The sequence below is a fragment of the Vibrio sp. R11-SG3-ISO9 genome (genome assembly GCF_059834255.1).
In genome coordinates, this window is sequence record NZ_JCBDGU010000056.1 from 106,958 (window position 1) to 122,884 (window position 15,927).

Genomic DNA, 15,927 nt, shown 5'->3' on the forward strand with positions numbered 1-15,927 from the left:
GTTGACCTTTGGCGATTAGTCGACCACTTCGATATCGGTTTGTGGTACACAGCAACACGCTAGTACTTGCCCCATATTACGCTCATGATCTTGCAGCGCAGGAACATCAGGTTGATGCACTTGCCCAGACTCTAGAGTCACCTTACACGCCCCACAAAATCCAGCTCGGCAGCTAGACGCAATTGAAACACCCGCAGCTTCCGCTTGGTCAAGCAAAGTACCTTGGTTGTTGCCCTCAAACAGATAACCATTAACGCTTAACTGCAGAGTTTTCACCACTTCTTCCGTTGCTTGGTTAACACCAAACGCTTCTTGATGATAATGCTGTGGATTTAAACCCATTTGAATCAGCATCTTTTTAGCATTGTCCATAAAGCCATCTGGGCCACAAACAAATGCTTGGCGTCGATGCAGGTCATCGATCTTCGCTATATGAGAAACGCTCAAACGCCCTGACAAACCTTGCCAATCTTTAGCTGGCTGACTAAGTGAGTAGATCACCTTTAGACCTGGGTGCTTATCAGCAATTTCTTGAATCTCTTGTTGATAAGGGATATCTAGCTCGCTGCTGCACTGATGATAGAACACCACGTCTTCTACTTGGTCGTGGTCGGCAAGGTAACGCAGCATAGAAAGCATAGGCGTTACACCGCTGCCTGCAGAAAGCAGCAATAGCGGGTGATTTGGATTATCTTCCAGATAGAAAGCGCCATCTGGGTTTTGTGCCACTAACGTATCACCCACTTGGAAATGGTCATTAAGCCAGTTTGAGATTCGGCCATCATCGACACGCTTTACCGAGATCGCAAGGCGACCTGCGCGTGATGGGCTTGAAGACAGTGTATAACGACGAGAAATCTTTTCGCCATCGATGGTCATCTCAATCGGTAGGTGCTGACCTGGCTGGTAGCTAGGTAGGACGTTGTCACCTTTGGCTGGCTCTAACCAAAACGTTGTGAAATCACGCGCGATCTCTTCACGCTCAACACACGTAAGGTGCAATGACTCAACCCACGTATCTTCATACTGCTCTTTAGGTTTGGTCTCTAGCACTTCAATCTTATCGCCTTCCTTAATCACACCTTCGTTTTTCGCTACAAGGTTCTGACCAAAGAAAACACTACCAGTCTTATCAGCGCGAAATTGAGAGAAGGTATTCAGTGGCTCTTTTGAAGGGCGGAACTCACCTTTGTCTACATCAACTGTGGTTAAAATACAGCGCTGACACGGTTTCACCGCTTCAAACTCGACTTCACCGATTCGAATGCGCTTCCAACCATCTTCACCAAACGCTTCGGTGTTCGAGACCACTAGGTTGGTACGAAATTGATCCATGGTATGCAGCTCTGGGCTGCGGCGATTAAGTTCCGCTAGCGATGCTTCACTAATAATAAGAAGTGGGTAACCATCAGCGAAACTCACATTATGTCCGAGCTTCTCACGCACGCGATTAGACTGCTCACCCGTAAACAGTAACTCGACACGTTGTCCGAGCACATCACTGAACCAATCATCTGCGGCATCATTGGTGGTGTATGCGGTGAAGTTGTCTTTCCAAACCGTGGCTGGTGTTTCCTGCATCTTGAACTCGCTGTATTTCACGCGCAGCGCAGGCTTACCTTCACATGTGAAAATCAAGCCATCCGGTTGCAAGCTAGAAGACACTTTTACCATTTGCGGATACTTACGAGCCGTTACCATTGAGCCATCCGCTAACGCCAACATAAAGCGTCGGTCAAAACTCAGACCTTGTTTTTCTACCCATGCACTTGATAGCGAGATCCCGCCAACTGATTTAACAGGATAAACATTCACCTGAGAGAGATAAGGACTTTGAGCTTCCGAGGACTTTGACATAACGACTCCAGTGTTATTAGATTTTTTACAATGCTAACAAATGCACCTAGTTTTAGGAACTCGCTCGCACTAAACACTTGATACTCAGCTATTATATTGAGAAGTGAGCAAAATATACTTTTAACCATTAGTCGTGTTATAAAAATCAGGAGCCTTGTGGTTGCGTATTTTTTATCAAGCTGCAAGGTGAGACTTTTGAAACGTCATTGAATAAAAAGGAATTATCATGAATAAGCTTCTCGTCATCATCTTATGTGTTCTTCTTCCACCACTTGGTGTGTTCGTCGCTCGTGGCGCAGGCAAAGACCTATTGATCAACATTGTACTCACGATCTTCTTCTGGGTTCCGGGAATGATTCACGGCTTATGGGTGGCGACTCGATAATCGAGCACATTTAATACAAATCAACCCTTTGCTTGTACAGATCGAAGCTTCTACCGATGAAGTAGTAAAAATAGGATGAAATAAAACGGCTTTTCCACTATCATCCTGTCGCCTAAACGTAAGCGATTGCTTTCACAGATTTCGCACTGTTTAGGCTCCAACTACATAACATTTCAATTGGTGGGAGCTTTCAATGACACAACTTACGATTACTCGTCCTGACGACTGGCACGTTCATCTACGCGATGGCGAAGTACTGAAAGATACAGTTCGCGATATCAGCCGTTACAATGGTCGAGCGTTAATCATGCCAAACACTGTCCCACCTGTAACTGATACAGAAATGGCGCTGGCTTACCGCGAGCGCATCATGGCAGAAAAGCCAAGTGATCAGTTCGAGCCACTGATGGCACTTTACCTAACAGACAACACAACTCCTGACGAGATCCGCAAAGCGAAAGCGTCTGGTGCAGTGGTAGCAGCGAAACTTTACCCGGCGGGTGCAACAACGAACTCTGATTCTGGTGTGACGTCTGCAAAGAACATCTACCACGTACTAGAAGCAATGCAAGAAGTAGGCATGTTGCTATTAGTTCATGGTGAAGTAACCACTCACGACGTTGATATCTTCGACCGTGAGAAAGAGTTCCTAGATACCGTTCTAGCACCTATCGTTAACGACTTCCCTAACCTTAAGATTGTTCTAGAGCACATCACAACGGCTGATGCAGCGACATTCGTTAAAAACGCTAACGAGAACGTTGCAGCAACCATCACAGCACACCACCTACTGTACAACCGTAACCACATGTTGGTTGGCGGCATCAAGCCACATTTCTACTGCCTACCGATTCTTAAGCGTAACACCCACCAGCAAGCGCTAATTGAAGCAGCAACAAGTGGTAGCAAGAAGTTTTTCCTAGGTACAGACTCTGCACCTCATGCAAAAGGCGCGAAAGAGTCGGCATGTGGCTGTGCTGGTTCATACACGGCGCATGCTGCAGTAGAACTTTACGCTGAAGTGTTTGAGCAAGAGGGTAAACTTGAGAACCTAGAAGCTTTTGCAAGCCACAACGGCCCTGACTTCTACGGTGTACCTCGCAACACCGACACTGTGACTCTTACCAAGGAAGAGTGGAACGTAGCAGAAACAATGCCATTCGGTTCAGACATTGTTGTGCCAATCCGTGGCGGTGAGACAATCGGTTGGACAGTTAAATAAGTTCTTAATTTGTCGCAAAAATAATACGCCCTGCACTATCTGTGTGGGGCTTTTTTGTTTGTGAACAAAGTCACTTGCGAATCCATTAATCGTATCTAATCTTATATAAATAGTAACCACACTTATTAAATGGTTTGCATGAATTTAGGCTTAGATATCCGCACACTCTGTTTAATCATGGTCTTTTTATCGGGCACCTATTGTGTCGGGTTGTTGATCAAACAACACAGTCAGCCTCAAACCACAGGTGTGCGCACGCTTTTCTATGCCATCTTGTTATTTATGATCGGCTTTTCGCTGCTCAGCTTCGGAAACGACATCAACTTATGGGTTTCCAAGATCCTTTCCAACGCGACTATTGCTGGCGGATTTTGCTTAATTGTATTGAGCTTATGCCAACTCAGACAATCACCAAAACACTATGCTGTGAGTAGCGGGTTAGCGCTACTGATAACCATTGCCGCTCTTATCTACTTCACCTTTATTGCCCCCTCAACAAACGCTCGCGTGATTGTAATGAGCCTGTACATTACGCTCTGTAGCCTAGCGAGCATCAAAGTCATTAATGTTGGTACAGCCAAAGACCCTAGTCCTGCGCTCAAACTTTTGCTCGTTGTCTTAATCCTCCATTCAGTGTTCATGATGTACCGAATCTGGTTTACGCTTAACGAACGCAACATAGGCGATTTCTTGTACGCAGGTAGCATTCATCAATTTGCCATCATTATCACTGCGCTTTTGATTAGTACTCTCGGGTTTACTTATAGCTGGATTCTTAACACTCGGCTCATGCAGTCTCTCTATAGCTCATCACTCAAAGACAGTCTTATCCAAGTCTACAACCGCGGTGCAATGACTGAGCTGATTCCTCGCGAGATCATACGCAACACTCGTTTTAACAACTCCATCTCTTTCATTATTCTGGATATTGATCATTTCAAGGAAATCAATGATCGATACGGTCATCAAACAGGTGACAGAGTGTTAAATGGTATAGGGCGATTACTGCTCAACGAATTAAGAGGCCATGATCTTGCTTTTCGCTACGGCGGAGAAGAGTTTTTGATCGTGCTCCCTGAAACCAACTTTGACGGCGCTTGTCAAGTCGCTGAAAAACTCAGATTGCTGATTGAGCGCCAAAGGTTTTGGCTCAAGCAACCAAAACCTATTACTGCTAGTTTTGGGGTAAGCCTTCACCAAAAGGAAAATAGTCTCGCTCGTACCGTTAAGCAAGCGGATATTGCGCTCTATTACGCCAAAGAACATGGTCGAAATGCCGTTGGATGCTTTGACCAAAACCACAACTCCTCTTCAATGGTAGACGAGGCTTACTTGCTCGGTACTTCATCTCATTAATACTTAAGTACATCGATTAAAATACGTGAGTTAAATGCATCATTAATGACTTCGCTACCTCATATCACTGATTCCAATAACAGTTGCTATCCAGTTAACAGCTGACTATTCTCTCTGCTTGCAATGGATTACACAGAGAAAGAATAATGAAAGACAGCTACTCCTACCCTATCGGTGAACCTGGCAAAAAGTGGACAGACGTTGAGCGCACAGCTTGGCGTGAAAGCCAAACGATCAAGCGTGAATATCAACAAGAAGTTGTGCCAAAGATCAAAGTACTGACTGAACGTTTCGATGTAGAGCAATACGGCGCACTGAGCTATGACGAAGCTCGCTTCCCTCTATTCGCCATCAAAACGAAAGCTTGGGATGAGAACAAGCCAACGGTACTCGTGACTGGTGGTGTTCATGGCTACGAAACCAGCGGTGTTCATGGCGCGCTGAAGTTTGCAGATACACAAGCTGAACACTACAGCCAATACTTCAACATCGTTGTAGCGCCTTGTGTGAGCCCTTGGGGTTACGAAGTGATCAACCGTTGGAATCCAAACGCTGTCGATCCAAACCGCTCTTTCTACGACAATACGCCTGCAGAAGAGTCAGCGAACTTACGTGCACTCGTTGCTTCACTTCCACAAGAAGTACTGATGCACATTGATCTTCATGAAACCACAGACTCTGATGAGACCGAGTTCCGCCCTGCTCTAGCTGCGCGCGATGGCCTTGAATACATCGAAGGTATGATTCCAGATGGCTTCTACACAGTAGGTGACACAGAAAACCCGCAGCCTGACTTCCAAGCAGCAGTTATCGCTTCTGTAGAGAAAGTTACACACATCGCGCCTGCGGATGCCGACGGTAAGATCATCGGTTCAGAGGTGACTCAATACGGCGTGATCAACTACCCAATGAAAGAGCTTGGTCTATGTGGCGGCGTAACCAACTGCAAGTACGGTACAACAACCGAGGTTTACCCAGATAGTGACAAAGTAACTGACGAAGTGTGTAATGATGCTCAAGTTGCGGCAATTGTGGGTGGCTTGGAGTATGTGATTAAGCATGAGCTAAGCGTTTAACGTACCCTATAAATAAAAGAGCGACTCGCATCAGATGCTGTCGCTCTTTTTTTGTATCTGCTATTCAGGATTATCCCTTATCGCTAAAGTCACCTTACAGTGCGAAACTAAAACCTAGGCTGTAATCATCGCCGTTTTTTGCTGTGTACTCTTTGTCTTCACTGCACGCAGTTGGTCGGCCTTTCTCATCACCTTGTACCAAACTAACCCAGTGTCTGATGCCTGAAGAGTAGCTCTCTTCCGTTTGACCAAATGTGGTACATGTCTCTAGCTGAATATCTTCGATATTTACAAGTTCTAGACGACCAGTGCCGGCACGAGCACCAATGGTAACCTCTACGTGTGTGCCGCTTTCGTCACGGAACAGGATTGCTGAAGGCTTAGACTTGTCGCCTGCGTAAGCCACAAAGTGCTTCGCTCTTTTCAGACCCGTGTGTTCACCATTCTTAAAGTAAACTTGCACGTGACGGTAATCGATCTCATAGCTAACTGCATCTTCATGCGAACCGCTTTCTAAAGGGAAAAGCGTATCTAGCAGCTGCTTCGCCATGCGTTGCTTTTCCATCTGTTTATCCGCTTTAACCATTTCGACAGCAAAGACAGCTTCAGCGATAAAGGTAGAATGGTTTCTGTGAAGTTCTGTTTTATCCAATGTAAGCATGTTCATAGTCTTTCCCTCGTACGGCTTTAAATTCCATCTAGATCAAAAAGCTTAATCGACCCGTTTTTAATTGATTATTGCGTTGTGTTTTGCAGTAACTAAAGACTACATCGATTTTAGAAACAATTTCACAACAAAAACTTCACAGTGTTAATTTTACAGATTTTGTCAATTTTACAGCGCGAGTTCATACTAATCAGAGGCCCAAAAACTGATTCAAAAATCTCCCTATATCACTGAAATCAAAAACAAAAAAAGCCGCACTAATGAGTGCGGCACCTTGGGCTTGGTAAATAACAGGGATTTTACAGTTTCACTTTTTTGTGAAATTCGTTTTATTAGATTTCTGTTATCTGGTCGATTCCTTTAACTTCAAGCGCATTGCATGAAGGACAGGTTCAGTGTAACCACTCGGCTGAGCACAGCCTTCAAAGACCAACTGACAAGCAGCTGAGAACGCAATGCTGTTTTCAAAATCATCCGCCATGTTGCGGTAATTTGGATCACCTGCGTTTTGCTCATCAACCACTGCAGCCATGCGCTTCATTGTGGCCATCACTTGCGCCTCATCACAGATACCGTGACGAATCCAGTTTGCAATGTGCTGACTTGAGATACGCAGTGTTGCACGGTCTTCCATCAAGCCAACATCGTTGATGTCTGGCACCTTAGAACAACCAACACCTTGGTCAATCCAGCGAACTACGTAACCCAAAATACCTTGGGTGTTGTTATCAAGTTCACTCTGAATATCTTGAGCAGTCAGCTTTTGGTTACCTAGTAATGGAATCGTTAGGATGTCGTCGACATTCGCTCTTACACGCTCACGGAGTTCTTTTTGACGACTCGGTACGCTCACTTGGTGGTAATGAAGTGCATGCAGTGTTGCTGCAGTCGGTGATGGAACCCATGCTGTGTTCGCACCCGCTTTAGGATGACCTAATTTAGCTTCCATCATCTTGGCCATGTTGTCTGGCTCTGGCCACATGCCTTTACCAATTTGCGCCTTGCCTTGTAGGCCACACGCTAAACCGAGATCGACGTTTTGATCTTCGTACGCGCCAATCCAAGTCATGGTTTTCAACTGTGCTTTTGGAGCAAACGGGCCCGCTTCCATGCTGGTATGAATCTCATCACCTGTGCGGTCTAGGAAACCGGTATTGATGAATACCACACGGTCTTTCGCGGCGCGGATACACTCTTTCAAGTTAACCGAGGTACGGCGCTCCTCATCCATAATGCCCACTTTAATCGTGAAACGCTCAAGACCTAGGGCATCTTCAATTCGACCAAACAACTCATTGGTAAACGCCACCTCTTCAGGGCCATGCATCTTAGGTTTTACGATGTTAATGCTATTGGCAGTCGAGTTTTGGTATGGGCTGTTACCCTTCAAATCATGCATTGCGATAAGCGAAGTAATCATGCCATCCATGATGCCTTCTGGTACTTCATTACCGTTTTCGTCGATGATTGCTGGGTTAGTCATTAGGTGCCCAACATTACGCACAAACAGCATGCTTCGGCCTTTCAGAGAGATCTCTCCGCCGCTAACACTTGTGTACTGACGATCTGGGTTGAGGCTGCGAACAATAGTCTTACCATTCTTCTCAAGCGACTCTTGTAAGTCACCTTTCATCAAACCTAACCAGTTTCGGTAAGCAAGCGCTTTATCTTCACCATCTACCGCAGCAACAGAGTCTTCACAGTCCATAATGGTCGTCAGTGCTGCTTCAACCAGAACGTCTTTAACCCCAGCAGCATCGACGCTGCCGATAGGTGCACTCGGGTCAATTTGGATTTCGATATGAAGGTTATTGTGTTTAAGAAGAATACAAGAAGGTGCACTTGCCTCACCTCGGTAACCGATGAACTGGCTGTGCTCAATAAGCGTAACTTCTTCACCATTCTCTAGCGTTGCGGTAAGAGTATTACCTTTGCTGACATTGCTAATGCTGTATTTGGTGACGTCTTTGTGGGAAACACCGTTTAATGGCGCAGCTTCGTCTAGAAACTCGCGAGCGTAAGCAACTACCTTGGCACCACGTACCGGGTTGAAACTACCCCCTTTCTCTGCGCCATCTTCTTCACTGATCACATCCGTGCCGTAAAGAGCATCGTATAGGCTACCCCAACGTGCGTTTGCTGCATTAAGTGCAAAACGCGCATTCATGATAGGCACTACAAGTTGCGGGCCTGCTTGAGTTGCGATCTCTGGTTCTACGCTGGCTGTGGTGACTTCGAAATCGTCACCTTCTGGTACAAGGTAACCAATCTGTTGTAGGAAATGCTTGTACTCAACCGGATCCAGCGTTTGACCAGCACGCTCTTGGTGCCACACATCAATTTGATGCTGAAGGTCATCACGCTTAATCAATAATTCTCGGTTCTTTGGGGCAAGGTCTTTAAGGATATCAGCAAAAGATTGCCAAAAATCTTCGGCGTTAATGCCTGTTCCCGGAATGACCTGTTCATTAATTAACTGGTAGAGGGTGCTATCAATGTTCAAGCTTCCCTGTTGAATACGACTGCTCATAAAATCTCTCTCAAATTAACCGATGACTACTCAATAAACTACGTAACGGACCAAAATTTAGCTAATTTATGCCATTTATATTGAATATTCATGAAAAAAATACCCGTAAATCGGGGCTATCCTGTCACGCCGCTCTCTATTTCACTAGCGACACTTTTAATCAAACGACGCATCCATTGATGGTCGGGATTACTCTGCAATAACGGACTCCATGCCATCTTCACCTCAAAAGGTTCAATAGCAAATGGCGCAGGCTTGATCAGCAAATTAGGATTATCTCTTTGCAGTTGAGCCGCCTTTGTTGGAATCGTCAGAATCAGATTCTTCTGTTGGGCAAAAAGAATGGCCGACAAATAATGTCGCGTAAACACCGTGATGTTTCTCGTTTTACCGATACGCATTAGTGCCTCATCTATCCACCCCAATTTCTGTGCTTCACTTGGGTTGATCCCGACGCCAGTACCCATTCCCGTCTTGCTTACCCAAATATGTTGAGCTTTTAAATACGACAAAAGGCTAAAGTCATCGGCAATTGGGTTGTCGCAACTGAACAAACAGGAGAACCCGTCGTGCCAAAGGCTCATCTGATGGAAGGACTGAGGGATGTTGTCAAAACGGTTGATAATAATATCAACGGTGCCCTGTTCTACGTCCTGATAACTCACGTCACTGGGCGTCATAATATCGAGACGAATCTTCGGCGCGATCTCACTAAGTCTTCTTAATAAGGGCTGAATAATTGTCGATTCTGCGTAGTCGCTCGCCATGATTCGGAACACGCGTTCGCTGTCCTCGGCCCGGAATTCGGTGGTTGGCTGCAATGTCTTCTCTACATTAGCCAAAATATTTCGAATCAACGGCTGAAGCTTTTGAGCGCGCTCCGTTGGTATCATCCCTTCACTGGTTCTCACCAATAATGGGTCCTCTAAAAGGTCGCGTAATCGACGAAGTCCATTACTCATGGCTGGCTGAGTAATACCCAATTGTTTGGCTGCGCGAGTCACGTTTCGCTCTCGCAATAACATGTCTAAATACACAAGTAGATTAAGGTCTATACGAGCAATATTCATATAAAAAATACCGAATATAATAACTATAAATTAACAAAATTATCACATGTGTGATTATTCTTTGTCCATAGCAAAGTTTTAATCCAAGCCAAATTTGGCAAACATACCCCACGTGAAACTAAGGAATAGTTATGTCGCAAATCACACAAGATATCGAAATGATCGAAGTTGCAAAACGTGCTGCTGGTGCTCCATGGGATGCTATCAACCCTGAATCTGCTGCTCGTATGCGTGCTCAAAATAAATTCAAAACCGGTCTAGACATTGCGCAATACACGGCAGACATTATGCGTGCAGATATGGAGGCTTATGACAAAGACAGCTCTCAATACACTCAATCTTTGGGTTGCTGGCATGGTTTTATCGGTCAACAAAAACTGATTTCAATTAAAAAGCATTTTGGCGGTAAAACAGATCGTCGTTACCTATACCTTTCTGGTTGGATGGTTGCCGCACTACGTTCAGAATTCGGTCCACTTCCAGACCAATCAATGCACGAAAAAACAACCGTTGCTGGCCTAGTTGAAGAGCTATACACATTTCTACGTCAAGCAGATGCTCGTGAGCTAGGTGGTCTATTCCGTGAACTAGACGCAGCACGTGAAGCAGGTGATATTGATCTACAAGACTCTATTCAAGACAAAATCGACAACCACGTAACACACGTTGTACCAATCATTGCGGATATCGATGCAGGTTTCGGTAACGCAGAAGCGACTTACCTAATGGCTAAGCAGATGATTGAAGCGGGTGCTTGTTGTCTACAGATTGAAAACCAAGTAGCGGATGAGAAGCAGTGTGGTCACCAAGACGGTAAAGTAACGGTACCTCACGCAGACTTCCACGCGAAACTACGTGCACTTCGTTACGCTTTCCTAGAGCTAGGCATCGACAACGGCATCATCGTTGCGCGTACTGACTCACAAGGTGCAGGTCTAACAAAAGAGATCGCTGTAGTGAAAGAGCCGGGTGATCAAGGCGATATCTATAACTCTTACCTAGATGTAGAAGAGATCGATGTAGCTGACATGAAGCAAGGCGACGTTTGCTTCAACCGTGACGGCAAGCTTGTTCGTCCTAAGCGTCTACCTTCAGGCCTATACCAATTCCGTCAAGGTACTGGTGAAGACCGCTGTGTATTTGACTGTATTGAAGCAATCAACGCAGGTGCTGACCTACTTTGGATTGAGACTGAGAAACCACACATTGGTCAAATCAAAGAGATGATGGATGGCGTTCGTGCAGTACACCCTAATGCGAAACTGGTATACAACAACTCACCATCATTCAACTGGACACTAAACTTCCGTCAACAAGCATACGATGCAATGGTTGAAGCTGGTGAAGACGTTTCTGCATACGACCGCGCTAGCCTAATGAGTGCTGAATACGACGAAACTGAGCTGTCTAAGCGCGCTGATGAGAAGATCCGTACCTTCCAAGCAGATGCGTCTCGTGAAGCAGGTATTTTCCACCACCTAATCACGCTACCAACGTACCACACGGCTGCGCTATCTACAGATAACCTAGCGAAAGAGTACTTCGGTGACCAAGGTATGCTGGGCTATGTTGCAAACGTTCAACGTAAAGAGATTCGCCAAGGCATTGCTTGTGTTAAACACCAAAACATGTCTGGTTCAGATATGGGTGATGATCACAAAGAGTACTTTGCTGGTGAGAACGCACTGAAAGCTGCGGGTGAGTTGAATACTTCACACCAATTTGACTAATCGCTTAACGAGCTTCCTCTCTTCTTCTCCTGGTGAGAGGGGAAGCTCATCTTACTAAGCTTTTATCCCCCGAAGGCTTGGTATCAAATAAACAAAACGCGATTTTTTCAAAAGCCAGATTTGCGTGATAAACCACTGTCCCTTCTCGCTCTTCTGGCTAAACTAATACCATTCATGTTGTTGAGAGTGCCTATGATTTCTGTACCTACCTACTTACAAGATGCAAAAGAACTGCTAACTGACGATGGCTTTGCAACCGGTGATATTTGGTATCACGGAACCTCTTCAGCCTTGCTTGCTTCCATTAAAGGTCAAGGGCTGAAACGCTCTGGAGACAAAGCACTGAATGAAGCAGCGCAGAAAACAATGGCCACGATTGGCAATAACTACACCGAATCGACTGAGCCTGTATTCCTGACTCAAAGTAAAGAGCTGGCATACTACTGGGCGCAACAAACGGTACGTGAACGTAGCGTACGTTTCGAAGGCGATGAGCAACCTATCGTACTGGCGGTTAACTTATCAGAAAAACAACGAGCGAAAGTAAGACCGGACGTGGGTGCAATGAGCCTATTAATGATGAGTATCGGAGAGAACTTCATGGCACACTTAGCTAAGGTATACCAAGAGTGTGGTATTGAAGGACCGGATATTGATCTTCGCTCCGCAGATCGTATGGACTACCAAAATAAGCTCGGCATGGCGTATATCAACGAAGACATCAGCCGCGCATGCATCAACGAAGTGCTTGAACCTGAAATGGCTGACTGATTGATACCACATTAAACTGCATAGAATTAAAAAGAGGACTCATTGAGTCCTCTTTGTCGTTTTGGCGTTGCTAGCTTGCTTAACTAAATCACCTAGCTAGCAATCAAACCGTTATTTGCCACCGATGTTACTTACCACCAATGCTTAGACGCGCGAAGCGCACATCTGGAGCAAAGAAGGTACGGCTATCATTGCTGAGTTGGCTATTACCTACAGCATCAATTTCTTCCAGCATCTTGTAGAAGTTGCCCGCAACCGTAATACCACGAACAGGTTGGACTCGCTCACCATCTCGGCACAAGAAACCACTCGCACCGAATGAGAAGTCACCGCTCACAGCATCGGCTCCAGAGTGGACACCTTGCAGTTCTACCAACTCCAAGTACTCGCCCGCTTTCACTTCTGCTACGCTACTTTGACCTGTTGTAATCACACGATGGTTTGCTGATACATCTAGGCTCGACTTAGCGCCACGTGCGGCACTTGCCGTCGATGTTGCACCTAGGTAGCTCGCTGTTTGGCTGTTATGAAGTAACGTATTTAACTGACCATCGACAATAATCGCATTGTCTTGAGTCGCAAAGCCTTCGCTATCAAAGCCTGCGATCGCCATGCCGTTTGGCATATACGCTTTATCGGTGAACGACAGCAGTTCACTCGCGATACCTTGACCTAGCTTGTCGCCGAGTGGCGTAATGCCCTTCATAGCGCTCACACCAGAAAATGCACTGCCGAACGCGCCGAACAAGCTGCTAAGCGCATTGATGTGGAAAATAGCTGAGTAGTTCCCAGTAGCAACTGGCGCACCATCAAGCAGATCACGAGCTAGGTTGTAACCTTCTTCAATGCAGTACGTAGGTTTGAGCTCATCAAAGCGACGACCCACTGACATTTTGCCCGCCATCGACTGCTTGCCATCTTTCTCAAATAACGTGTAGGCATAACAGTTAAATGAACGCTCAAAATGCTTACACAGAGAACCTTGAGTGTTCGCGATGATCAATTGAGACTCACCTTCGCTGTAACCATTGTAAGGCGAGCTCTTCGCATGAGGTTGACTCACTACACCTTGCTCAAGTGCTAAAGAGAGCTCGATTTTTTCATCGACCGACGTTGTATCTTGTTGAGCAATCTCAGCCACATCCGTAGTAATGGTGCTGTTTACACAGCTAATCGTTTGATGTTCATCCTGCTTAGAAAAACGAGCACTCTGGAGCGCATTGGTCAGCAGTAGATCAAGGCTTGGTTGCTCTAGGGATTCCGAGTAACTAGTCGCGACACGTGCATCTTTGACCACACGCACACCCAGAACTTGGCTTGAGCTCACTTTATATTCATCAAGCTGGCCTTGGTTCGCTTTAAGCGAGAAACTATTGCTGCTGTTAACGATAACGTCTGCTTCCGCACCTTGGCGTTTCGCTTCGGCAAGTACGTATTCAACGGCATTAAGAAGTTGTTGTTCTTGGCTCATTAGTTACCGCCTCCTACTAGGATGTTATCGACCTTCAAGGTAGGTTGACCAACCGTCGTCGGTACCGAACCACTCACCGAACCACACATACCCGGTGCTAACGCCATATCTTGTCCAACCATGCTGATCTCTTTCAGCACTTTAGGACCAGTGCTAATCAAAGTCGCTGTCTTCAATGGCTTGGTGACTTTACCATTCTCAATCAAGTAAGCTTCGCGGACCGCAAAGTTAAACTCACCAGTGCCCGGCTGCACCGAGCCACCGCCCAGCTTCTTCGCGTAGATACCGCGTTCAATGCCTGCGAACATCTCATCAAGAGTATGTTCACCCTCTTCGATGAAGGTATTACGCATACGAGACGTTGGTGCGAACTTGTAGTTTTGACGACGACCAGATCCCGTCGGCTCATAACCGGTTTTCATGCCACCCATTTTGTCGACCATAAAGCTGGTGAGCTTACCGTCTTTGATCAGCTGAGTACGCTGTGTCGGCATGCCTTCGTCATCAACGTGAATGGAGCCCCACTCATTCGTCATGGTGCCATCATCCACTGCATTTACAGCAGTATGCGCGATCATTTCACCCATTTGGTCATGGAATACAGATGCTTTCTTAGCAACAGAAGTTGTCTCTAGTAAGTGGCCACACGCTTCATGGAAAATTACCCCACCAAAACCATTACCAATCACCACTGGCATTTCACCAGATGGACAAACATCCGCACCCAGTTTAATTAGGGCTTGCTGGGCAATACTTTGACCAAGTTCTTTGGCATCTAACTGCTCGCTAAACTCCCAACCAGCAAGTGCGCCCGGACCTTCCATACCAGAAGACTGCTCAGTACCTTTTTGAGCAACTGTGTTGCCCGAGACACGAATGTAGTGGCGAGTATCGTCAACGTGAAGGCCTTCCGAGTTGAAGATAGAGACTTGCTGCTCGCGTTGTAGCGCACTGCCGATAAACTGACTGATGTACTCACTTTCTGCACGAGCCGCTTTGTCCGCTTGCAGTAAGAACGCAATTTTTGAATCAAGGTTCGCGTCTTTGCTCAATGGCATACGACAGCCATGCTGCACTGGGTAACGGTTCAGATTCAGAGCACCTGCAGAAGCAATTTGCTCACGTTTATCTTTTGCCGCAAGCAGTGATGTTACGCGTTTTAGTTCATTCTCATCGGTACTGTTGGTGTAGCCATAAAGGACTTTGTGACCGAAGAAGAGGCGAATACCGATACCAAAATCGATGCCCGAGTTAACCTTGTCCACTTCACCAGACGCAATTTGTACGCTGCTGGTTTGGTGGTGTTCAACGAATAGCTCTGCGAAATCAGCCCCTAAAAAGAGAGCGTGATCGATCACCGCTTTCGCCGTTACAGAATTAAGCATGAAATCTCCTTGCTCGTTGATATTCCTAGCCAATCTAGCCTACGCATCAGCGCCTCTTCATTATGCGATTCAATCGTTTACGGCACTGAAGACATGTTGGCAATGCGTTAAATTTTAACATTATTTGTAGTATATGCTCTAAACAAAGCCGAATTTATTAAGTTACTAAAAAGCTAAATTCTTTACACCGAGTGTAAAAACCCTGAAAGGTAAGCGATAACTTGATCCGCTAACGGGGGATACCGTCCTTAGTTCCACAGTATTTAAAAGACTTCCCAAAGAGCGTCATCACTACGAGAAACAAGGGCTCAGTGAATCCCAAAGCCATGTAAACCTCATCTCTTTCATAACTTTTTCTCGATGCACAGGGCCAAAACTCGGAACAAAATAGGTAGCGCTTTATACCG

12 protein-coding genes are annotated in these 15,927 nt (G+C 45.9%); 6 read left to right on the plus strand and 6 right to left on the minus strand.

From position 1 onward, the window contains the following. Window positions 1-15: 15 nt before the first annotated feature. Window positions 16-1,857: an MOSC N-terminal beta barrel domain-containing protein gene (locus tag AC6R05_RS21495; RefSeq protein WP_500648562.1), complete on the minus strand. Its 1,842-nt coding sequence runs from the start codon at window positions 1,855-1,857 to the stop codon at window positions 16-18. 226 nt (window positions 1,858-2,083) lie between these two features. Here AC6R05_RS21495 and AC6R05_RS21500 point away from each other — a divergent pair, with 226 nt between their 5' ends. The 4 genes from AC6R05_RS21500 (at window position 2,084) to AC6R05_RS21515 (ending at window position 5,896) form a co-directional block, all read left to right on the plus strand. Further along, entirely contained in the window at window positions 2,084-2,242 is a 159-nt protein-coding gene (locus AC6R05_RS21500; RefSeq protein ID WP_032550463.1) for a YqaE/Pmp3 family membrane protein, read from the plus strand. 193 nt (window positions 2,243-2,435) lie between these two features. Further along, window positions 2,436-3,464, plus strand: a complete 1,029-nt coding sequence (gene pyrC, locus AC6R05_RS21505) for a dihydroorotase (protein WP_152469839.1) — start codon at window positions 2,436-2,438, stop codon at window positions 3,462-3,464. A gap of 138 nt (window positions 3,465-3,602) precedes the next feature. Beyond that, the gene (locus tag AC6R05_RS21510) at window positions 3,603-4,820 is read left to right on the plus strand and encodes a GGDEF domain-containing protein (RefSeq protein ID WP_500648563.1); all 1,218 of its coding nucleotides are present in this window, start codon (window positions 3,603-3,605) and stop codon (window positions 4,818-4,820) included. Between the two features lie 146 nt (window positions 4,821-4,966). Further along, on the plus strand, window positions 4,967-5,896 hold the full coding sequence (locus AC6R05_RS21515; protein WP_500648564.1) for a M14 family metallopeptidase: 930 nt from the start codon (window positions 4,967-4,969) through the stop codon (window positions 5,894-5,896). A gap of 94 nt (window positions 5,897-5,990) precedes the next feature. Here the strand turns inward: AC6R05_RS21515 and AC6R05_RS21520 are convergent, their stop codons facing one another. The 3 genes from AC6R05_RS21520 to AC6R05_RS21530 all read right to left on the minus strand — a co-directional run bounded on the left by AC6R05_RS21520 (window position 5,991) and on the right by AC6R05_RS21530 (window position 10,163). Further along, the gene (locus AC6R05_RS21520) at window positions 5,991-6,563 is read right to left on the minus strand and encodes an aldolase/citrate lyase/malate synthase family protein (RefSeq protein WP_032550467.1); all 573 of its coding nucleotides are present in this window, start codon (window positions 6,561-6,563) and stop codon (window positions 5,991-5,993) included. Window positions 6,564-6,906: 343 nt separating this feature from the next. Further along, window positions 6,907-9,093 (minus strand): malate synthase G, encoded by a 2,187-nt coding sequence (locus tag AC6R05_RS21525; RefSeq protein WP_500648565.1) that lies wholly within the window; start codon window positions 9,091-9,093, stop codon window positions 6,907-6,909. A 116-nt stretch (window positions 9,094-9,209) separates the two neighbouring features. After that, entirely contained in the window at window positions 9,210-10,163 is a 954-nt protein-coding gene (locus AC6R05_RS21530) for a LysR family transcriptional regulator (protein WP_032550470.1), read from the minus strand. A 131-nt stretch (window positions 10,164-10,294) separates the two neighbouring features. Between AC6R05_RS21530 and AC6R05_RS21535 the strand changes: the two genes are divergently transcribed. Then, a complete protein-coding gene (locus tag AC6R05_RS21535) occupies window positions 10,295-11,893 on the plus strand; it encodes an isocitrate lyase (protein ID WP_285401649.1) in 1,599 nt (532 codons plus the stop codon). A 192-nt stretch (window positions 11,894-12,085) separates the two neighbouring features. Next, window positions 12,086-12,664, plus strand: coding sequence for a hypothetical protein (locus AC6R05_RS21540; protein WP_500648566.1), 579 nt, complete (start codon window positions 12,086-12,088; stop codon window positions 12,662-12,664). A 127-nt stretch (window positions 12,665-12,791) separates the two neighbouring features. On the opposite strand, the gene AC6R05_RS21545 is transcribed toward AC6R05_RS21540, so the two are convergent. Both AC6R05_RS21545 and AC6R05_RS21550 read right to left on the minus strand, forming a co-directional pair. Next, a complete protein-coding gene (locus AC6R05_RS21545; protein ID WP_500648567.1) occupies window positions 12,792-14,135 on the minus strand; it encodes a TldD/PmbA family protein in 1,344 nt (447 codons plus the stop codon). After that, window positions 14,135-15,520, minus strand: coding sequence for a TldD/PmbA family protein (locus tag AC6R05_RS21550; protein WP_152469846.1), 1,386 nt, complete (start codon window positions 15,518-15,520; stop codon window positions 14,135-14,137). The genes AC6R05_RS21545 and AC6R05_RS21550 overlap by 1 nt, the downstream gene beginning before the upstream one ends. Between the last annotated feature and the right edge of the window lie 407 nt (window positions 15,521-15,927).

Coding starts and splice junctions, on each gene's coding strand:
- AC6R05_RS21495 (WP_500648562.1), bottom strand. CDS start 1,857: ATGTCAAAGTCCTCGGAAGCTCAAAGTCCTTATCTCTCTCAGGTGAAT.
- AC6R05_RS21500 (WP_032550463.1), top strand. CDS start 2,084: ATGAATAAGCTTCTCGTCATCATCTTATGTGTTCTTCTTCCACCACTT.
- pyrC (WP_152469839.1), top strand. CDS start 2,436: ATGACACAACTTACGATTACTCGTCCTGACGACTGGCACGTTCATCTA.
- AC6R05_RS21510 (WP_500648563.1), top strand. CDS start 3,603: ATGAATTTAGGCTTAGATATCCGCACACTCTGTTTAATCATGGTCTTT.
- AC6R05_RS21515 (WP_500648564.1), top strand. CDS start 4,967: ATGAAAGACAGCTACTCCTACCCTATCGGTGAACCTGGCAAAAAGTGG.
- AC6R05_RS21520 (WP_032550467.1), bottom strand. CDS start 6,563: ATGAACATGCTTACATTGGATAAAACAGAACTTCACAGAAACCATTCT.
- AC6R05_RS21525 (WP_500648565.1), bottom strand. CDS start 9,093: ATGAGCAGTCGTATTCAACAGGGAAGCTTGAACATTGATAGCACCCTC.
- AC6R05_RS21530 (WP_032550470.1), bottom strand. CDS start 10,163: ATGAATATTGCTCGTATAGACCTTAATCTACTTGTGTATTTAGACATG.
- AC6R05_RS21535 (WP_285401649.1), top strand. CDS start 10,295: ATGTCGCAAATCACACAAGATATCGAAATGATCGAAGTTGCAAAACGT.
- AC6R05_RS21540 (WP_500648566.1), top strand. CDS start 12,086: ATGATTTCTGTACCTACCTACTTACAAGATGCAAAAGAACTGCTAACT.
- AC6R05_RS21545 (WP_500648567.1), bottom strand. CDS start 14,135: ATGAGCCAAGAACAACAACTTCTTAATGCCGTTGAATACGTACTTGCC.
- AC6R05_RS21550 (WP_152469846.1), bottom strand. CDS start 15,520: ATGCTTAATTCTGTAACGGCGAAAGCGGTGATCGATCACGCTCTCTTT.